Here is a 13128-nt window from a genome sequence, read left to right on the forward strand (position 1 = left end):
GCCGCGGCACCCATCCTGATGCGGGTGTCGCCAGGGAGGAGCGAGCCGTGGCGCAAGCCCGACCCGCCGGGCGATAGGGCGCGGCGAGAAGCATCAGAAACAACGCCCTTTCAGCCGCATATTTGGCGGCGGGGCGGCCATTTTCGAAGCCGTGCATGACCAGGCGTCCTTCCGTCGTGCAGACACGCCACCGCCATCTCCGTCGACCGCATTTCTTCAGGAACACTTCGAACGTCGGGAGCTGTTCGGGCATGTCGATTACCCGTGGCTGCTTGCCGCCAGGCGCGTGGCTGCGTTCCCCGTCGCCCGGTTCGGAGCCTGAAAGGTGAGCGGAAAGGCGGAGACGGCGAGCTTCTCGATCGCCGAGCGCTCCTCAGACACACGTCTCTCGATGAACCGCCGTTCGAACTCGGTCAGCTCGGTCTTGAGCAACCGCTGATAGCGGCTGATGTTGCTGCGATGGCTGCGCAACAAGGCCAGCTCTTCATCGACCATCATCGCAATCCCCGTAGCTGTCGTGGCCTAGGCTGCGAGGCCGGTTCGTTCGACGGATCGCGTGCGGACCGGCTTGCCGCCCGGAGGCCCCTTCGGATGGTGGTCGAGGCTCGCGAGCGCTTCCAGAATTTCGTCGATCGTGACGGCCTTGCCCGAGCCGGGAAGCTCCCGCAATGTCGGACTCGAGGCGACACTGGCTGCATCCGAAGCCCAGGACGCGAGGATCGCGCGCTTCTCGCCGATCGACAGAGTTGGGTCGGCTAGGACGTCGCGGGGATGATCATAGACAGAGCCAGGGTGCAGTATCGCGTTCAGATCGATGATGTTGTCGACATGATCGAGCATGAGAGGTCCTCCTCCTTTCTCTAAACCTCTGACTTGCATTCGGGTACGCGGTCGAAGGCCATGGGCGATCCCGCCCGACCATCGGGCGGGATCACGCAGGTCTCCGACAGACCGAATTCAAGCGGCTTTGCCTTCGAGTTGATGCACGTTGCCGGACGGCGCCGCATTGATGGCAATTCGCCGCGGCTTCATCGCTTCAGGGATTTCCCGGACCAGTTCGATCTTGAGCAGGCCGTTCTCGAACGAGGCGCTGTGCACCTGAACATAATCGGCCAGATTGAACTGCCGCTTGAACGGCCGTGCGGAAATGCCCCGGTAGAGATATTCGCGTTCGGTTCGGTCCGGCTTGTTTCCCTCGACGGTCACCGCGTTCTGCTCGGCAGTCACCGTGACCTCGTTGGGTGCAAAGCCCGCAATGGCCAGCGAAATCTGGTAGCGATCCTCGCCGATCCGCTCGATGTTGTAGGGGGGATAGTTGTCCTCGGCGGCACGCTGTGCCGTTTCAACGAGGTCGAAGAGGCGGTCGAAGCCAACGGTCGAACGCCACAAGGGGGAGAAGTCGTAAGTGCGCATAGCCAGATCCTCCAAGGAGCAAAATGGATACGAACGACACCGGACACGACCGGTGCCCGTCTCAGCTTCCCGACCCACCAGGCGTCGGGAACGCCACCTCTCGGCGGCAGCGGAAAAATAAAAAAAGCCCGTTTTGGTTTCAAGAGGGGGTCTGAAATTTTTTGGAATCCCTGGCGCTTCCCGCGCCAACCCTCTCCCGCAGAACGGGGGAGGGAGGAGACGCACCTCGACTAGACGTTCGATCCGTGGATCGCCTCGATCACGGCATCCGTCACGTCCTTCGTCGTCGCCGTGCCGCCGACCTCGGGCGTCAGCACGCCGGCTGCGCAGACGCGCTCCACCGCCGCCATCAACCGCACCGCCGCGTCTTTCTCGCCGAGATGCTCCAGCATCTGTGCGCCGGTCCAGAACGTCGCGACCGGGTTCGCAATGCCCTTGCCGGTGATGTCGAAGGCCGAGCCGTGGATCGGCTCGAACATCGAGGGGAAGCGGCGCTGCGGATCGATATTGGCGGTCGGCGCGACGCCGAGGCTTCCCGCCAGCGCGCCCGCGAGGTCGGAGAGGATGTCGGCGTGCAAATTGGTCGCGACAATGGTGTCGAGGCTCTTCGGATGCAGCGTCATGCGCACCGTCATGGCGTCGACCAGCATCTTGTCCCAGGTCACATCAGGGAATTCGGCCGCGACCTCGGCGGCGATCTCGTCCCACATCACCATGCCATGGCGCTGCGCGTTCGACTTGGTCACCACGGTCAGGAATTTGCGCGGGCGCGATTGCGCCAGCTCGAACGCATAGCGCATGATCCGCGTGACGCCGACGCGGGTGAACACCGCGACCTCGGTGCCGACCTCTTCGGGAAGACCTCTGTGGGCGCGACCACCCATGCCGGCATATTCGCCCTCCGAATTCTCGCGCACGATCACCCAGTCGAGGTCGCCGACACCGACATTGCGCAGCGGCGAGGCGACGCCCGGCAAGATCTTGGTCGGCCGCACATTGGCGTATTGGTCAAAGCCCTGGCAGATCGCCAACCGCAGGCCCCACAGCGTGATGTGGTCGGGCACGTCGGGCGCACCGACCGCGCCGAAATAGATCGCGTCGAACTTCTTCAACTCGGCGAGGCCGTCGGCCGGCATCATCACGCCGTGCTTCTTGTAATAGTCCGAGCCCCAGTCGAAGGTTTTGATGTTGAAGGCGAGGTCGCCGCTGCGTTTGGCCAGCGCCTCCAGCACGCGAATGCCGGCGGAGATGACCTCGGGGCCGATGCCGTCGGCGGGGATCGCTGCAATCGAGTGGGTGCGCATGAGGATGCTCCGTCCAGATGTCGGTGGGATTGCGTGACGCTAGCGAGCCTAGGCGGGGAGTGGCAGGGATTCAATCGGCGCTGGTTTATACAAAAAAATGATATAATCCCGTCACAGGATCAGGGGACCGCGAATGGAATTGCATCAGTTGCGATGCTTCGTGGCGGCGGCCGAGCAGTTGCATTTCGGCCGCGCGGCGCAGCATCTCCAGATGCTGCCCTCCGCACTCGGCCGCCAGATCAAGCTGCTGGAGCAGGATCTGGATACGCGGCTGTTCGCGCGGACGACGCGTGCGGTATCGCTGACGGAAGATGGCGCGACGCTGCTGCGCGATGCCCGTGCCATCCTCGCCCGCGTCGAGGCGGTCGAGAGCAATCTGCGCAATCGCTCGCGCGCGGGGGCTGCTCGAAAACTCCGGGTCGGCGCCATCGACAGTGCTGCGGCGGGACTGTTGCCGGCCTTGCTACGCGATTTTCGCGCAAAGCATCCTGAGATCGCGGTGCAGCTTCTGGAGGAGAAGACCGTCCGGCTGCTGCCAAAGATTCTGACCGGCGCGCTCGATCTCGCCTTCGTGCGCCCGCCGGCTCAGCGGGACAAGCGGCTCGACTTCCGCGATCTGCTGCAGGAGAGCGCCATCGTGGCGTTCCCGCAGCGCCACGCGCTGGCCAAACGCAAGTCGATCACGCTGGCGGAGATCGCCGAGGAGGCGATGCTGGTGCCGGACCGTCGCTCGCGGCCGCACAGTCACGACCTTACGATAGAATTGTTCGAACAGGCAGGCCTCACGCCGCGCATCGTGCAGGTCGCCGACGAGAAGCAGACCATCATCAATCTCGTCGCAACCAGGCTCGGGGTCGCGATCGTGCCGCGCTGGTCCACGCGGATGGCGGTATCAGGCGTGCGCTTCGTGCCGCTGCGGCCCAAGCAGATCGGGCCCGTCGGCCGGCTGCCGCTCGCTGCCGCATGGCTGCGCGGCTCGCGTGATCCGGCCCGTGACGCCATGCTGTCCGTGCTCGAGACGCGTCTGCGCAGCTATGCGCGCGACGCCTGAGGCGCTATGACATCGGCTGGACGAGAGGGGTGATGCGATGATTGAACCGAGAGCTTCGAACCAATTGCGGGTTGCCATCGCGGGGCTCGGCTCGATCGGCACCAAAATCGCCACGGCGCTCGATCAGGGCATCGAGGGATTGACGCTCTCTGCCGTGGCGGTGCGCGATCCCGCAAAGCATCAGAAATTGCTCGCCAGCCTGCGTCGTCCGCCATCCGTATTGCCGCTCGACCAGCTCGGCGACGCCGCTGACATCGTGGTCGAATGCGCGCCGAGCAGCCAACTGCGCGCGATCGTCGAGCCCGCGGTGAAACGCGGCAAGGCCGCGGTCGTCGTCAGCGTCGGCGGGCTGCTCGACAATTTCGATCTTGTCGATCTCGCCCGCGCCAATGGCGGCCGCATCCTCGTGCCGACCGGCGCGCTGATCGGGCTCGACGCCGTCAACGCCGCCGCGATCGGCACCATCCATTCGGTGAAGATGGTGACACGCAAGCCGATCGACGGCCTGAAGGGCGCGCCGTTCATCGTCCAGAACAATATCGATATCGACAATCTGCGCGAGCCGCTGAAGCTGTTCGAGGGCACAGCGCGGGAGGCTGCGAAAGGCTTTCCGGCCAATCTCAACGTTGCGGTCGCGCTGTCGCTCGCGGGCGTCGGGCCGGATCGCACCCAGGTGCAGATCTGGGCCGACCCGACCGTGACGCGCAATGTTCATCGCATCGAAGTCGAGGCGGATTCGGCGCGCTTCTCGATGTCTATCGAGAATATCCCGTCCGAAAATCCCAAGACCGGCTTGATCACGGCGCTGTCCGTGATCGCGCTGCTCCGCAAGCAGCGCGCCACGCTCAGCGTTGGAACGTGACCGTTACGCCCCCGTCACGCGCCAGATCACGTTGCCGACGTCGTCGGCCATCAGCAGCGACTTCTTGTCGGGACCGATCGCGACGCCGACCGGACGGCCGTAGGATTCCTTTTCGTCGGGCGCCAGGAAGCCCGACAGGATGTCGCGACCAGGACCCGAGGGCTTTCCGTTCTCGAACGGGATGAACACCAGCTTGTAGCCGGACAGCGTGCTGCGATTCCACGAGCCGTGCTGGCCGATCGCCATGCCGTCCGGGAAGCCCGGCAGTGTGCCCGCGGGCATCCAGCACAGGCCGAGCGAGGCGGTGTGGCCGCCGAGCGCATAGTCCGGCGTGAGCGCCTTGGCGACCATCGCCGGATCCTGCGGCACGCGGTCGTCCACGGTCTTGCCCCAGTAGCAATAGGGCCAGCCGTAGAAGCCGCCGTCGCGCACCGAGGTCAGATAGTCCGGCGGCGTTTCGTCGCCGAGGCCGTCGCGCTCGTTGACGACGGTCCAGAGCACGTTCGTGTTCGGCTCCCAGGCGAGACCAACGGGATTGCGCAGGCCGGCGCCGAAGATGCGGTGCGTGCCGGCGACGAGATCGAGTTCGTAGACCGCGGCGCGGCCTTCCTCGACCTCCATGCCCATCTCGGCGATGTTGCTGAGCGAGCCGACGCCGGCATAGAGTTTTTTGCCGTCGGGGCTTGCGAGCAGGCTGCGGGTCCAGTGGCCGCTCGGCTTGAAATTGGTGAGGCGCTTGCCCGGCGCGGTGATGCAATCGGCATTTGCCACATACGGGAAGGCCATCACACCATCGGTGTTGCCGACATAGAAGGTGTCGCCGACCAGCGCCATGCCGAACGGCTGGCTGAGATTTTCCATGAACGCGCCCCGATACTCCGCGACGCCATCGCCATCCTTGTCGCGCAGAAGCGTGATGCGGTTGGCGCTGACGCCGAGCGCGGCTGCGCGCCGCATCGTCGCCTGCATCGCGTAATGAAACACCGACCTCGGGGCCCCCGCGATCTGCGTTGCCTCCGCGATCAGCACGTCGCCATTGGGCAGCACCTCGATCCAGCGCGGATGGTCGAGGCCGGTCGCGAACGCATTGACCTTGAGCCCGGGTGCGACCGTCGGCTTCTGTCCTTCGCTCCAGCCCCGCGCCGTCGGCATCTTCAGTGTCGGGATGGCGCCCTGCGGCTTTGCTTCGGGAATCGCGGGCGACTGGCCCCAGGCCGGCGCAGGCACGGTACCCGACAGCTTTCGCCATTGCAGCGCGACGCCACCGAGAAGCGCAACGAACTGCGCAAAGATGCTGGAAAAAGTCATGAGAGGCCCCTGTTTGCGCGCGCATCCAACGGGCTGGCGGGGCAGACGTCAACCTGTGTGGAGCGCCGCGGGGCTCTATTCCCGCGGAATGGCAGCCGTTCGAATTTGCATGGGACAAACGCCGGCCGCTGGGCCCGGAGGTCAGCGCCCGATCTGCCGCTCCGCCCGGCGCGCCGCGCGAAAATCATCCAGCTGGTGGATGTTCGGCGCCAGCGCCGCCTCTCTGGAGAGGAGATGATAGACACGCGCCACCGTGCGCTGCTTCTGCTTCGGCCGCCCGGGCGGCAGCGCCCGCGCCTTGCGGACGGCGGCGATCGCGTGCTCGCGAAAATAATCGTAGGCGTCGGACATGGCTCGATGCTCTGCGGTGTGTGGCAGGTATCGAGGGGCTAACGGGCTGGAGGGAGGGCAGTTCCTCTGGCTGTCGTCCCGGCCTAGTGCGCAACTGCGCACGGGGGCCGGGACCCATACCGCGGAATCCATCGTTTGCAGATGGCAGAAGTACCGAGCGACGAGTCTTCGCCAAACCGCAGCCTGTGGTTATGGGTCCCGGCCTCCGCCGGGACGACATCGATGTGGGGCGCGTTCCCCGCGCCTCAGCGCGGCGACAGGAACGGGATGATCATCGGCACGCGGCGGCAATAGGCGCCGTAGGCGTCTTCGCCGAGCTCCTTGGACAGGAACACCTCTTCCATCCGGCCCTTCTGCCACATGCCGAGCGAGATCAGGATCGCGCCGAGCATCGCAGTCACGGTGCCGACCGCGATGCCGGTCACCAGCATGCCGAGGATCAGGCCGGTGTAGATCGGATGACGCACGATGCCGTACGGGCCGGTGTCGATGACGCGGTGGTCTTGCTTGTGAGTGATGGTGTTGGACCAGAACTGTCCGAGATGCAGCCGTCCCCACCATGTGAAGGAGATGCCGGCCAGCACGATCAGCGCCACGATGTAGACAGCGGTGTTGCTGAAAACCCAGAGCGGCTTCTCGCCGAGCACTTCCGCGGTCCACGGCGTGAACAGGATGCCGCCGACCAGGATCGGGATGCGATAGCGGCCGGACTCCAGCGTCATCACCTGCTTCTGGGTGCGGCCCTGCCAGAACGAGGCGCCGACCCAGCTTGCGAGCCAGGCGAGCCAGATCAGGGCGAGCAGTTGCGTCGGCCAGGTCGTGGTCCAACCACCCCAGGCGACAGAGAGAAGCTTGCTGAAATCGAAGGACATGCGGAAAGGTTCTTTGGGTTGGGCGGCAGCTCAGCTGGCGCGCGAGGAGAGCGCGTGATGCTCGATGGCGCCGGAGGCAAGCGCGCCGCCGCGGGCGAGAAGATGGGTGATGGTTTCGCGCAGGACCGGCTCGATCGGGCGCGGCGCGTAGCCGAGTTCGGTGCGCGCCTTGCCGATCGAGAGGTCGCTCGCGGCGAGCGCGATGCGCACGCCCTCGGCGGTGCCGTTGGGCGGCCTGCGCGTGACGTGATCGGAGAGATATTCGAGCATGATGCCCGACAACTCGGCCATCTTGCCGGGAACGACGACCGGGAATTGCCGGCGGCCGCTCATCGCGGACATCATCCGCAGAATCTGGCCGAGCCTGACGCAGTCGCCGCCGAGGATGTAGCGCTGGCCGTTACGCCCGCGTTCCATGGTCAGCACCAGGCCCATGGCAACGTCGCGGACGTCGACGAGATTGACCGGGAAGTCGAGATGCGGCTGCACTTTCTTCTGCAGGAAGTACCACAGCATCGCGGTCGGCGGCGTCAGATTATGATCGGCCGCACCGATCGGCATCGTCGGCGTGCCGATCACCAGCGGAAAACCTTCAGCCGCGGCCTTCGCGGCGCAATGCTCGGCCAGCGATTTCGACCGCGTGTAGGCGCCCGGCATCACATCGGCCGGCTGGAGCGCCTCTTCGGCGGGAACACCGTTGAGGTCGCAATAGGGGAACAGGATCGATTCCGTCGAGCAGTGCAGGAAGCGCGAGATGCCGCGCTTCATCGCGGCCGCGAGCACGATCTCGGTGCCGCGGCAATTGACGTCGTGAAAGGCTTGCTTGTCGGCGACCCACATGCCGGGCAGGCCGGCGAGGTGATAGACCTGATCGACACCCGCGATCGCGGCATCGACCGCGGCGCCGTCGAGCACCGAGCCATGGGCATATTCAACGTCGGCATACGGCGTGGCCGGCGCACGGACATCGAGCACACGCACCCGCTGCCCACGGGCGCGGAGCGCTTCTACGAGATGATGTCCGATGAAGCCGCTGCCACCGGTAACCAGTACGAGAGCCATGCAGAAGGTTTGCTGTTTCGCGTCTAGAGCTATCGGGTTGAAAGAGAATTGGTCGGAACAGGCGCCAGAATCGCGGCAAGGTCGCGACGGAAGCCCAATGCAATGAATAATTTTGCCATGACAAACATCGGTCCAAGCAGAAAATGCGTGGGGTGGTCGACCATCGACGGCTGCCGCTCCTCGAAAACCTTGTGGCCGACGATCTGCGAAGCGACGCCAAGTCCGATCAGCACCGCAAAAATCGACCACATCATGACGATCGAGACCTGATTGCCGATCGCGGTTGCGACCGAAAGCAGCACGATCATCGAGGCGAGGATGCCGAGCCCGATCCCGGCGTCCAGCATCAGCCAGTAGACCAGCACCGGCAGGGCAAGAATCACGGCCAGGCTCACCTCGATCCCGAACAGCGGGAAATGGACCAGCGTCAGCGGCAGCACGGCGCCGGTGAAGAGCAGGAGGATGCCGACCACGTGCATCGCGCAGTTCCAGGGATCGCGATGATATTCGACGTAGTCGGCCAGCTGGCGTTGAAAATAACTGGCCATCTCGGTCTCGTGCAGCATGGGGTCGGGAAGGGCGAAAAAAGCCTATAGCACCTGATAGGGCGGTGCACAAACCGGCGCGATTGTCGCCCGAAACCGCGCTGTTGCGCTGTGAGACAGGTCACAAAACGATCGGGACTTCAAAGGGTTCCGTCGGGCGCCGCGGCGCGTCCGCTCAGCGCTTCTTGGCGGGCTTTTTCGCCGCAGGCGCAGGTGTCGCAGCCGGATGCGCAGGCGCTTCCTCCGGTACCTTGGCGTAGGTCGCGATTTGCAACTGGCCGTTGACGGCCGAGCTTGGCCTGGCCCGGTCGAGAAACTGCTCCTCGCCGAGGCCGATCGGATGCAACCGCTTGGTCGAGATCTTGAACGTGTTCACCAGCACGTCGCGAATCGCGTCCGCCCGGCGCTGGCTCAGGATGGCGTTGGCCTCGCGCGTCTTCGCGTTGGATTCGACATGGCCGACGATCAGGAACGTGTAGGGCAGCAGTGAAGCATGGACCAGCGCGTCGGCGAGGCGGCCGACGGTCTGGTAGGACGCCGGCTGGATGATCGGCGTGTCGGCGTCGAACTGAATCTGCGCGGTGAAGGTCGGCAAATTGACCAGATCGGGCGCGATCAGCGGCCGGTTCACCGGACCCGGATCGTTCTTGATCCTGGCCTTGGCCCGCTCCATCACCTGCAGCTTCAGCGCGGGAAGATCGATCTCGGCGGGCTGTTCGAAATGGTTGAGCTTGCCGACGATGTCGTCGCGGGTCGGCGGCGCCGTCTGCGCTTGGGCTGCGCCCGCGAGCAAAGCGAGGCCGAGCGCGATGGATATTCCGGCGGTGAAAAGCCTGTTCGCCGGCATCACCGATACCCCGCGTCGTCGACGGCCTTCAGGCAGTTGTTGCTGATGCCTTTGGGCGTCGAGACCAGGCAGGGGACCGCCTTGCTGGTCTCCTTGGTCGAGCCGCCGCAGACCTTGACGATCTCGCGCTGGCAGGCGTTCGCCACCGTGACCCGGGCGGCGACGCGCTTCTGGATGGCATCGAAGGCGCCGAGATAGTCGCTCTGGCACTGCTGTGAGAGCACGTCGCGGTTGCGCGACAGGCACTCCTTCAGGCGGGTCGAATCCGGGTTGACGCCGCGGCAATTGGCGACGATTTCCGCACCGCAACTTTTCGCCAGCATCCCGATCGAATCGCCAAAGCTCATGGTCTCCGCCGCTGCAAGCGACGGCATAACCAATGCCAGTACGATCAGTGTGATGGAGCCCCGGACCATGGCCGCATCTGATACGGGGAAGTTCGCGGTGGTCAAGGGGCGTAGAAGGAAGAAACGGCAGCGTAACGCCACCGCCACACAGGGCAGGGGCCTCACGCCCGCTGCACAAAACTGTCCACGACCTTCTTTTCCCCCGCCTTGTCGAAGGCGATGGTGAGCTTATTGCCGTCGATCTTGGTGACGCGGCCGTAGCCGAATTTCTGGTGGAAGACCCGGTCTGAGACGGAGAATTCCGAGGTCGTGCCGGTGGATTTGGCCACCAGCTCGCCCTCGATCGTCAGCGGCCCACGGCGGCGCGAGGAGAAGCTGCCGAAATCGGGCGAGGACGACTGGGACGAAAACGACGAGGCCTGTTCCTCGAAGCTGCCGCGGCCGCCATTGCCGCCCCCACCGCCGCCACGATTGCGATTGGCCTGGGCGCGCTGCCAGCCCGGGGTCGAATAGGTGGAGCCGAACGCTTCCATGTCGTCGAAGCGGGAGGCCCCGTAGCCGCCGGTGCCGCCCCAGGCCGAGCCGCCCTTGGATTCCGTGATCTCGACATTGGCCGCCGGCAGTTCGTCGAGGAAGCGCGACGGGATCGTGGTCGACCAGGTGCCATGGATCCGGCGGTTGGTGGCAAAATAGATTTTGGCGCGACGGCGGGCGCGGGTTAGGCCGACATGGCCGAGCCGGCGCTCTTCCTCGAGGCCGGCGCGGCCCTGTTCGTCCAGCGTGCGCTGGCTCGGAAACAGGCCCTCCTCCCAGCCGGGCAGGAACACGTTGTCGAATTCCAGCCCCTTGGCCGAATGCAGCGTCATCAGCGACACCGCGTCCTCGTCGGCGCCGCTGTCGCGGTCCATCACCAGCGAGATGTGCTCCAAAAACCCTTGCAGATTCTCGAACTCCTCCATCGAGCGCACCAGCTCCTTGAGGTTTTCGAGCCGGCCCGCGGCGTCCGCCGAACGGTCCTTCTGCCACATCTCGGTGTAGCCGCTCTCGTCGAGCACGATCTGGGCGAGATCCGTGTGCGACGTGACCTCGCGCTGGGCGCGCCAGCGGTCGAACTGGGCGACGACGTCGCGCAAGGAGCCGCGCGCTTTCGGCTTCAGCTCGTCGGTCTCGACCACCGCGCGCGCCGCCTCGAACAGCGGGATGCGGCGCTTGCGGGCGTGGTCGTGCAGCATCTGCACGGTGGCGTCGCCCAAGCCGCGCTTGGGCGTGTTGACAATGCGCTCGAAGGCGAGATCGTCGGCCGGTGAATTGATGACGCGCAGATAAGCCAGCGCGTCGCGGATTTCGGCGCGCTCGTAGAAGCGCGGGCCGCCGATGACGCGATAGGGCAGGCCGAGCGTGACGAAGCGGTCTTCGAACTCGCGCATCTGGTAGGACGCGCGCACCAGGATCGCGATCTCGTTGAGCTTGTCGCCCTGGCGCTGGATCTGCTCGATCTCCTCGCCGATGCCGCGGGCTTCCTCTTCCGAATCCCACGAGCCTGTCACCGTGACCTTCTCGCCGTCATGGTCCTCGGTGCGCAGCGTCTTGCCGAGCCGACCCTCGTTGTGGGCGATCAGGTGCGAGGCGGCGGCGAGGATGTGGCCGGTCGAGCGATAGTTGCGCTCGAGGCGGATGACCTTGGCGCCGGGAAAATCATGGTCGAAGCGCAGGATGTTGTCGACCTCCGCGCCGCGCCAGCCATAGATCGACTGGTCGTCATCGCCGACGCAGCAGATGTTTTTGGTGGGGCCTACCGGGACAGCCGTCATTCCGGGATGCGCCGAAGGCGCCGACCCGGAATCTCGAGCTGAGGACTCATCTCCGGATGCCGGGTTCGGCTCTTCGAGCCGCCCCGGAATGACAGTGGGCGAGGTTGGCTTCGACGGCGCCTGCGACAGCAGCCGCAGCCACAGATACTGCGCGACGTTGGTGTCTTGGTACTCATCGACCAGAATGAATTTGAAGCGCTGCTGGTACTGCCGCAGGATATCCGGGTGCTCGCGGAAGATGCGGATGTCCTCGAGCAGCAGATCGCCGAAATCGGCGGCGTTCAAAATCTTCAGCCGCTCCTGGTAGCTCGCATAGAGCTTGCCGCCCTTGCCGTTGGCGAAGACGGCGGCTTCGCCCGAGGGCACCTGCGACGGCGTCAGGCCGCGGTTCTTCCAGCCGTCGATCAGCCCGGCCAGCATGCGCGCGGGCCAGCGCTTGTCGTCGATGTTGTCGGCTTGCAGCAGCTGCTTCAGGAGCCGCACCTGATCGTCGACGTCGAGCACGGTGAAGTTCGACTTGAGCTGCGCCAGCTCGGCATGGGTGCGCAGGATGCGTCCGCCGATGGAGTGGAAGGTGCCGAGCCACGGCATGCCTTCGACCGCATGGCCGAGCATCTGGCCGAGCCGGTGCTTCATCTCGCGCGCGGCCTTGTTGGTGAAGGTCACCGACAGGATCTCGGAGGGGCGGGCGCGGCCCTGGCTCAGGATATGGGCGATGCGCGTGGTCAGCACGCGGGTCTTCCCGGTGCCGGCGCCGGCCAGCACCAGAACCGGGCCGTCCAGCGTCTCCACAGCCTCGCGCTGCTCCGGATTGAGCCCGGACAGGTATTGCGGGCCTACCGAGGCCCGCGCACGCGCGGCGATGCCGCCGGCTGCGGGTTGGTGGTCGGGGACGCTCTGGGACGTGATCTTGCTCGGCTCGGTCATGCGAATCATTTGCCCCACGTTGGCACCGCGGGGTGGTGAAAGGGGAGCCTTCTTAACAGGGATTGGTCCCTATATGGGGCCGCGGTCGGGGGTTTTCCACGTGCGCGGAAAGCCAATTTGTTCCTGCGGGTCAGGCGAATTTCCGGCTCCAGCGGGCCGGAACCATTGTTCCGCGTTGGCGATTGGTTCTGCAAGTGAGGCGCGTCAGCCGCGCCGATCGCAGACGGACATCGAAACAGAGGTTCGGATCATGCTTAGCTGGGTAGTGACGTTTCTGGTTATCGCCCTGATCGCCGGTATCCTGGGCTTTGGCGGCCTCGCCGGCGCGTCGATCGAAATCGCCAAGATCATCTTCTTCATCGCGGTCGTGCTGTTCCTGGTCTCGGCCGTTGTTGGATTGGCCCGCGGCCGTAACAGGGTCTAGCGCG

The 13128-nt window shown here is 65.2% G+C and carries 15 protein-coding genes; 3 read left to right on the forward strand and 12 right to left on the reverse strand.

Going from position 1 to position 13128, the window contains the following annotated elements; all coding sequences use genetic code 11:
- Window positions 1-258: 258 nt before the first annotated feature.
- From ABIC03_RS20730 to ABIC03_RS20745, 4 genes are all read right to left on the reverse strand, one after another.
- Window positions 259-498 carry a hypothetical protein gene (locus tag ABIC03_RS20730; RefSeq protein WP_354060574.1) on the reverse strand — a complete coding sequence of 80 codons (240 nt, stop codon included), beginning with the start codon at window positions 496-498 and terminating at the stop codon, window positions 259-261.
- Between the two features lie 24 nt (window positions 499-522).
- Window positions 523-840: a hypothetical protein gene (locus ABIC03_RS20735; RefSeq protein ID WP_354060576.1), complete on the reverse strand. Its 318-nt coding sequence runs from the start codon at window positions 838-840 to the stop codon at window positions 523-525.
- Between the two features lie 117 nt (window positions 841-957).
- Entirely contained in the window at window positions 958-1413 is a 456-nt protein-coding gene (gene hspD, locus ABIC03_RS20740; RefSeq protein WP_354060895.1) for a small heat shock protein HspD, read from the reverse strand.
- A 230-nt stretch (window positions 1414-1643) separates the two neighbouring features.
- A complete protein-coding gene (locus ABIC03_RS20745) occupies window positions 1644-2717 on the reverse strand; it encodes a tartrate dehydrogenase (protein ID WP_354060578.1) in 1074 nt (357 codons plus the stop codon).
- Between the two features lie 133 nt (window positions 2718-2850).
- Between ABIC03_RS20745 and ABIC03_RS20750 the strand changes: the two genes are divergently transcribed.
- Window positions 2851-3768 carry a LysR substrate-binding domain-containing protein gene (locus ABIC03_RS20750; RefSeq protein ID WP_275173402.1) on the forward strand — a complete coding sequence of 306 codons (918 nt, stop codon included), beginning with the start codon at window positions 2851-2853 and terminating at the stop codon, window positions 3766-3768.
- A gap of 37 nt (window positions 3769-3805) precedes the next feature.
- Window positions 3806-4630, forward strand: a complete 825-nt coding sequence (locus ABIC03_RS20755; RefSeq protein ID WP_354060580.1) for an aspartate dehydrogenase — start codon at window positions 3806-3808, stop codon at window positions 4628-4630.
- 3 nt (window positions 4631-4633) lie between these two features.
- Here the strand turns inward: ABIC03_RS20755 and ABIC03_RS20760 are convergent, their stop codons facing one another.
- From ABIC03_RS20760 to ABIC03_RS20795, 8 genes are all read right to left on the reverse strand, one after another.
- Window positions 4634-5938, reverse strand: coding sequence for a PQQ-dependent sugar dehydrogenase (locus ABIC03_RS20760; protein ID WP_354060582.1), 1305 nt, complete (start codon window positions 5936-5938; stop codon window positions 4634-4636).
- 141 nt (window positions 5939-6079) lie between these two features.
- Window positions 6080-6289 carry a hypothetical protein gene (locus tag ABIC03_RS20765; RefSeq protein WP_275173407.1) on the reverse strand — a complete coding sequence of 70 codons (210 nt, stop codon included), beginning with the start codon at window positions 6287-6289 and terminating at the stop codon, window positions 6080-6082.
- A gap of 245 nt (window positions 6290-6534) precedes the next feature.
- Complete coding sequence (locus ABIC03_RS20770; protein ID WP_354060584.1) at window positions 6535-7161, reverse strand: methyltransferase family protein; 627 nt, start codon at window positions 7159-7161, stop codon at window positions 6535-6537.
- Window positions 7162-7191: 30 nt separating this feature from the next.
- Window positions 7192-8223, reverse strand: coding sequence for an NAD-dependent epimerase/dehydratase family protein (locus ABIC03_RS20775; protein ID WP_354060586.1), 1032 nt, complete (start codon window positions 8221-8223; stop codon window positions 7192-7194).
- Window positions 8224-8252: 29 nt separating this feature from the next.
- Window positions 8253-8789: an Mpo1 family 2-hydroxy fatty acid dioxygenase gene (locus tag ABIC03_RS20780; protein ID WP_354060588.1), complete on the reverse strand. Its 537-nt coding sequence runs from the start codon at window positions 8787-8789 to the stop codon at window positions 8253-8255.
- Window positions 8790-8943: 154 nt separating this feature from the next.
- The gene (locus ABIC03_RS20785) at window positions 8944-9615 is read right to left on the reverse strand and encodes an OmpA family protein (RefSeq protein WP_275173413.1); all 672 of its coding nucleotides are present in this window, start codon (window positions 9613-9615) and stop codon (window positions 8944-8946) included.
- On the reverse strand, window positions 9615-10031 hold the full coding sequence (locus ABIC03_RS20790; RefSeq protein ID WP_275173415.1) for a hypothetical protein: 417 nt from the start codon (window positions 10029-10031) through the stop codon (window positions 9615-9617). The genes ABIC03_RS20785 and ABIC03_RS20790 overlap by 1 nt, the downstream gene beginning before the upstream one ends.
- A 92-nt stretch (window positions 10032-10123) precedes the next feature.
- Complete coding sequence (locus ABIC03_RS20795; protein ID WP_354060591.1) at window positions 10124-12709, reverse strand: ATP-dependent helicase; 2586 nt, start codon at window positions 12707-12709, stop codon at window positions 10124-10126.
- Window positions 12710-12950: 241 nt separating this feature from the next.
- Here ABIC03_RS20795 and ABIC03_RS20800 point away from each other — a divergent pair, with 241 nt between their 5' ends.
- The gene (locus tag ABIC03_RS20800; RefSeq protein WP_007600914.1) at window positions 12951-13124 is read left to right on the forward strand and encodes a DUF1328 domain-containing protein; all 174 of its coding nucleotides are present in this window, start codon (window positions 12951-12953) and stop codon (window positions 13122-13124) included.
- Window positions 13125-13128 lie beyond the last annotated feature (4 nt).

Origin of the sequence: Bradyrhizobium sp. RT6a (genome assembly GCF_040547675.1) — a bacterium.
Classification (GTDB): Bacteria; Pseudomonadota; Alphaproteobacteria; order Rhizobiales; family Xanthobacteraceae; genus Bradyrhizobium.

Bases quoted from the DNA above. Each gene is read 5' to 3' on its own strand.
- ABIC03_RS20730 (WP_354060574.1), bottom strand. From the start codon at position 498: ATGATGGTCGATGAAGAGCTGGCCTTGTTGCGCAGCCATCGCAGCAAC.
- ABIC03_RS20735 (WP_354060576.1), bottom strand. From the start codon at position 840: ATGCTCGATCATGTCGACAACATCATCGATCTGAACGCGATACTGCAC.
- hspD (WP_354060895.1), bottom strand. From the start codon at position 1,413: ATGCGCACTTACGACTTCTCCCCCTTGTGGCGTTCGACCGTTGGCTTC.
- ABIC03_RS20745 (WP_354060578.1), bottom strand. From the start codon at position 2,717: ATGCGCACCCACTCGATTGCAGCGATCCCCGCCGACGGCATCGGCCCC.
- ABIC03_RS20750 (WP_275173402.1), top strand. From the start codon at position 2,851: ATGGAATTGCATCAGTTGCGATGCTTCGTGGCGGCGGCCGAGCAGTTG.
- ABIC03_RS20755 (WP_354060580.1), top strand. From the start codon at position 3,806: ATGATTGAACCGAGAGCTTCGAACCAATTGCGGGTTGCCATCGCGGGG.
- ABIC03_RS20760 (WP_354060582.1), bottom strand. From the start codon at position 5,938: ATGACTTTTTCCAGCATCTTTGCGCAGTTCGTTGCGCTTCTCGGTGGC.
- ABIC03_RS20765 (WP_275173407.1), bottom strand. From the start codon at position 6,289: ATGTCCGACGCCTACGATTATTTTCGCGAGCACGCGATCGCCGCCGTC.
- ABIC03_RS20770 (WP_354060584.1), bottom strand. From the start codon at position 7,161: ATGTCCTTCGATTTCAGCAAGCTTCTCTCTGTCGCCTGGGGTGGTTGG.
- ABIC03_RS20775 (WP_354060586.1), bottom strand. From the start codon at position 8,223: ATGGCTCTCGTACTGGTTACCGGTGGCAGCGGCTTCATCGGACATCAT.
- ABIC03_RS20780 (WP_354060588.1), bottom strand. From the start codon at position 8,789: ATGCTGCACGAGACCGAGATGGCCAGTTATTTTCAACGCCAGCTGGCC.
- ABIC03_RS20785 (WP_275173413.1), bottom strand. From the start codon at position 9,615: ATGCCGGCGAACAGGCTTTTCACCGCCGGAATATCCATCGCGCTCGGC.
- ABIC03_RS20790 (WP_275173415.1), bottom strand. From the start codon at position 10,031: ATGGTCCGGGGCTCCATCACACTGATCGTACTGGCATTGGTTATGCCG.
- ABIC03_RS20795 (WP_354060591.1), bottom strand. From the start codon at position 12,709: ATGATTCGCATGACCGAGCCGAGCAAGATCACGTCCCAGAGCGTCCCC.
- ABIC03_RS20800 (WP_007600914.1), top strand. From the start codon at position 12,951: ATGCTTAGCTGGGTAGTGACGTTTCTGGTTATCGCCCTGATCGCCGGT.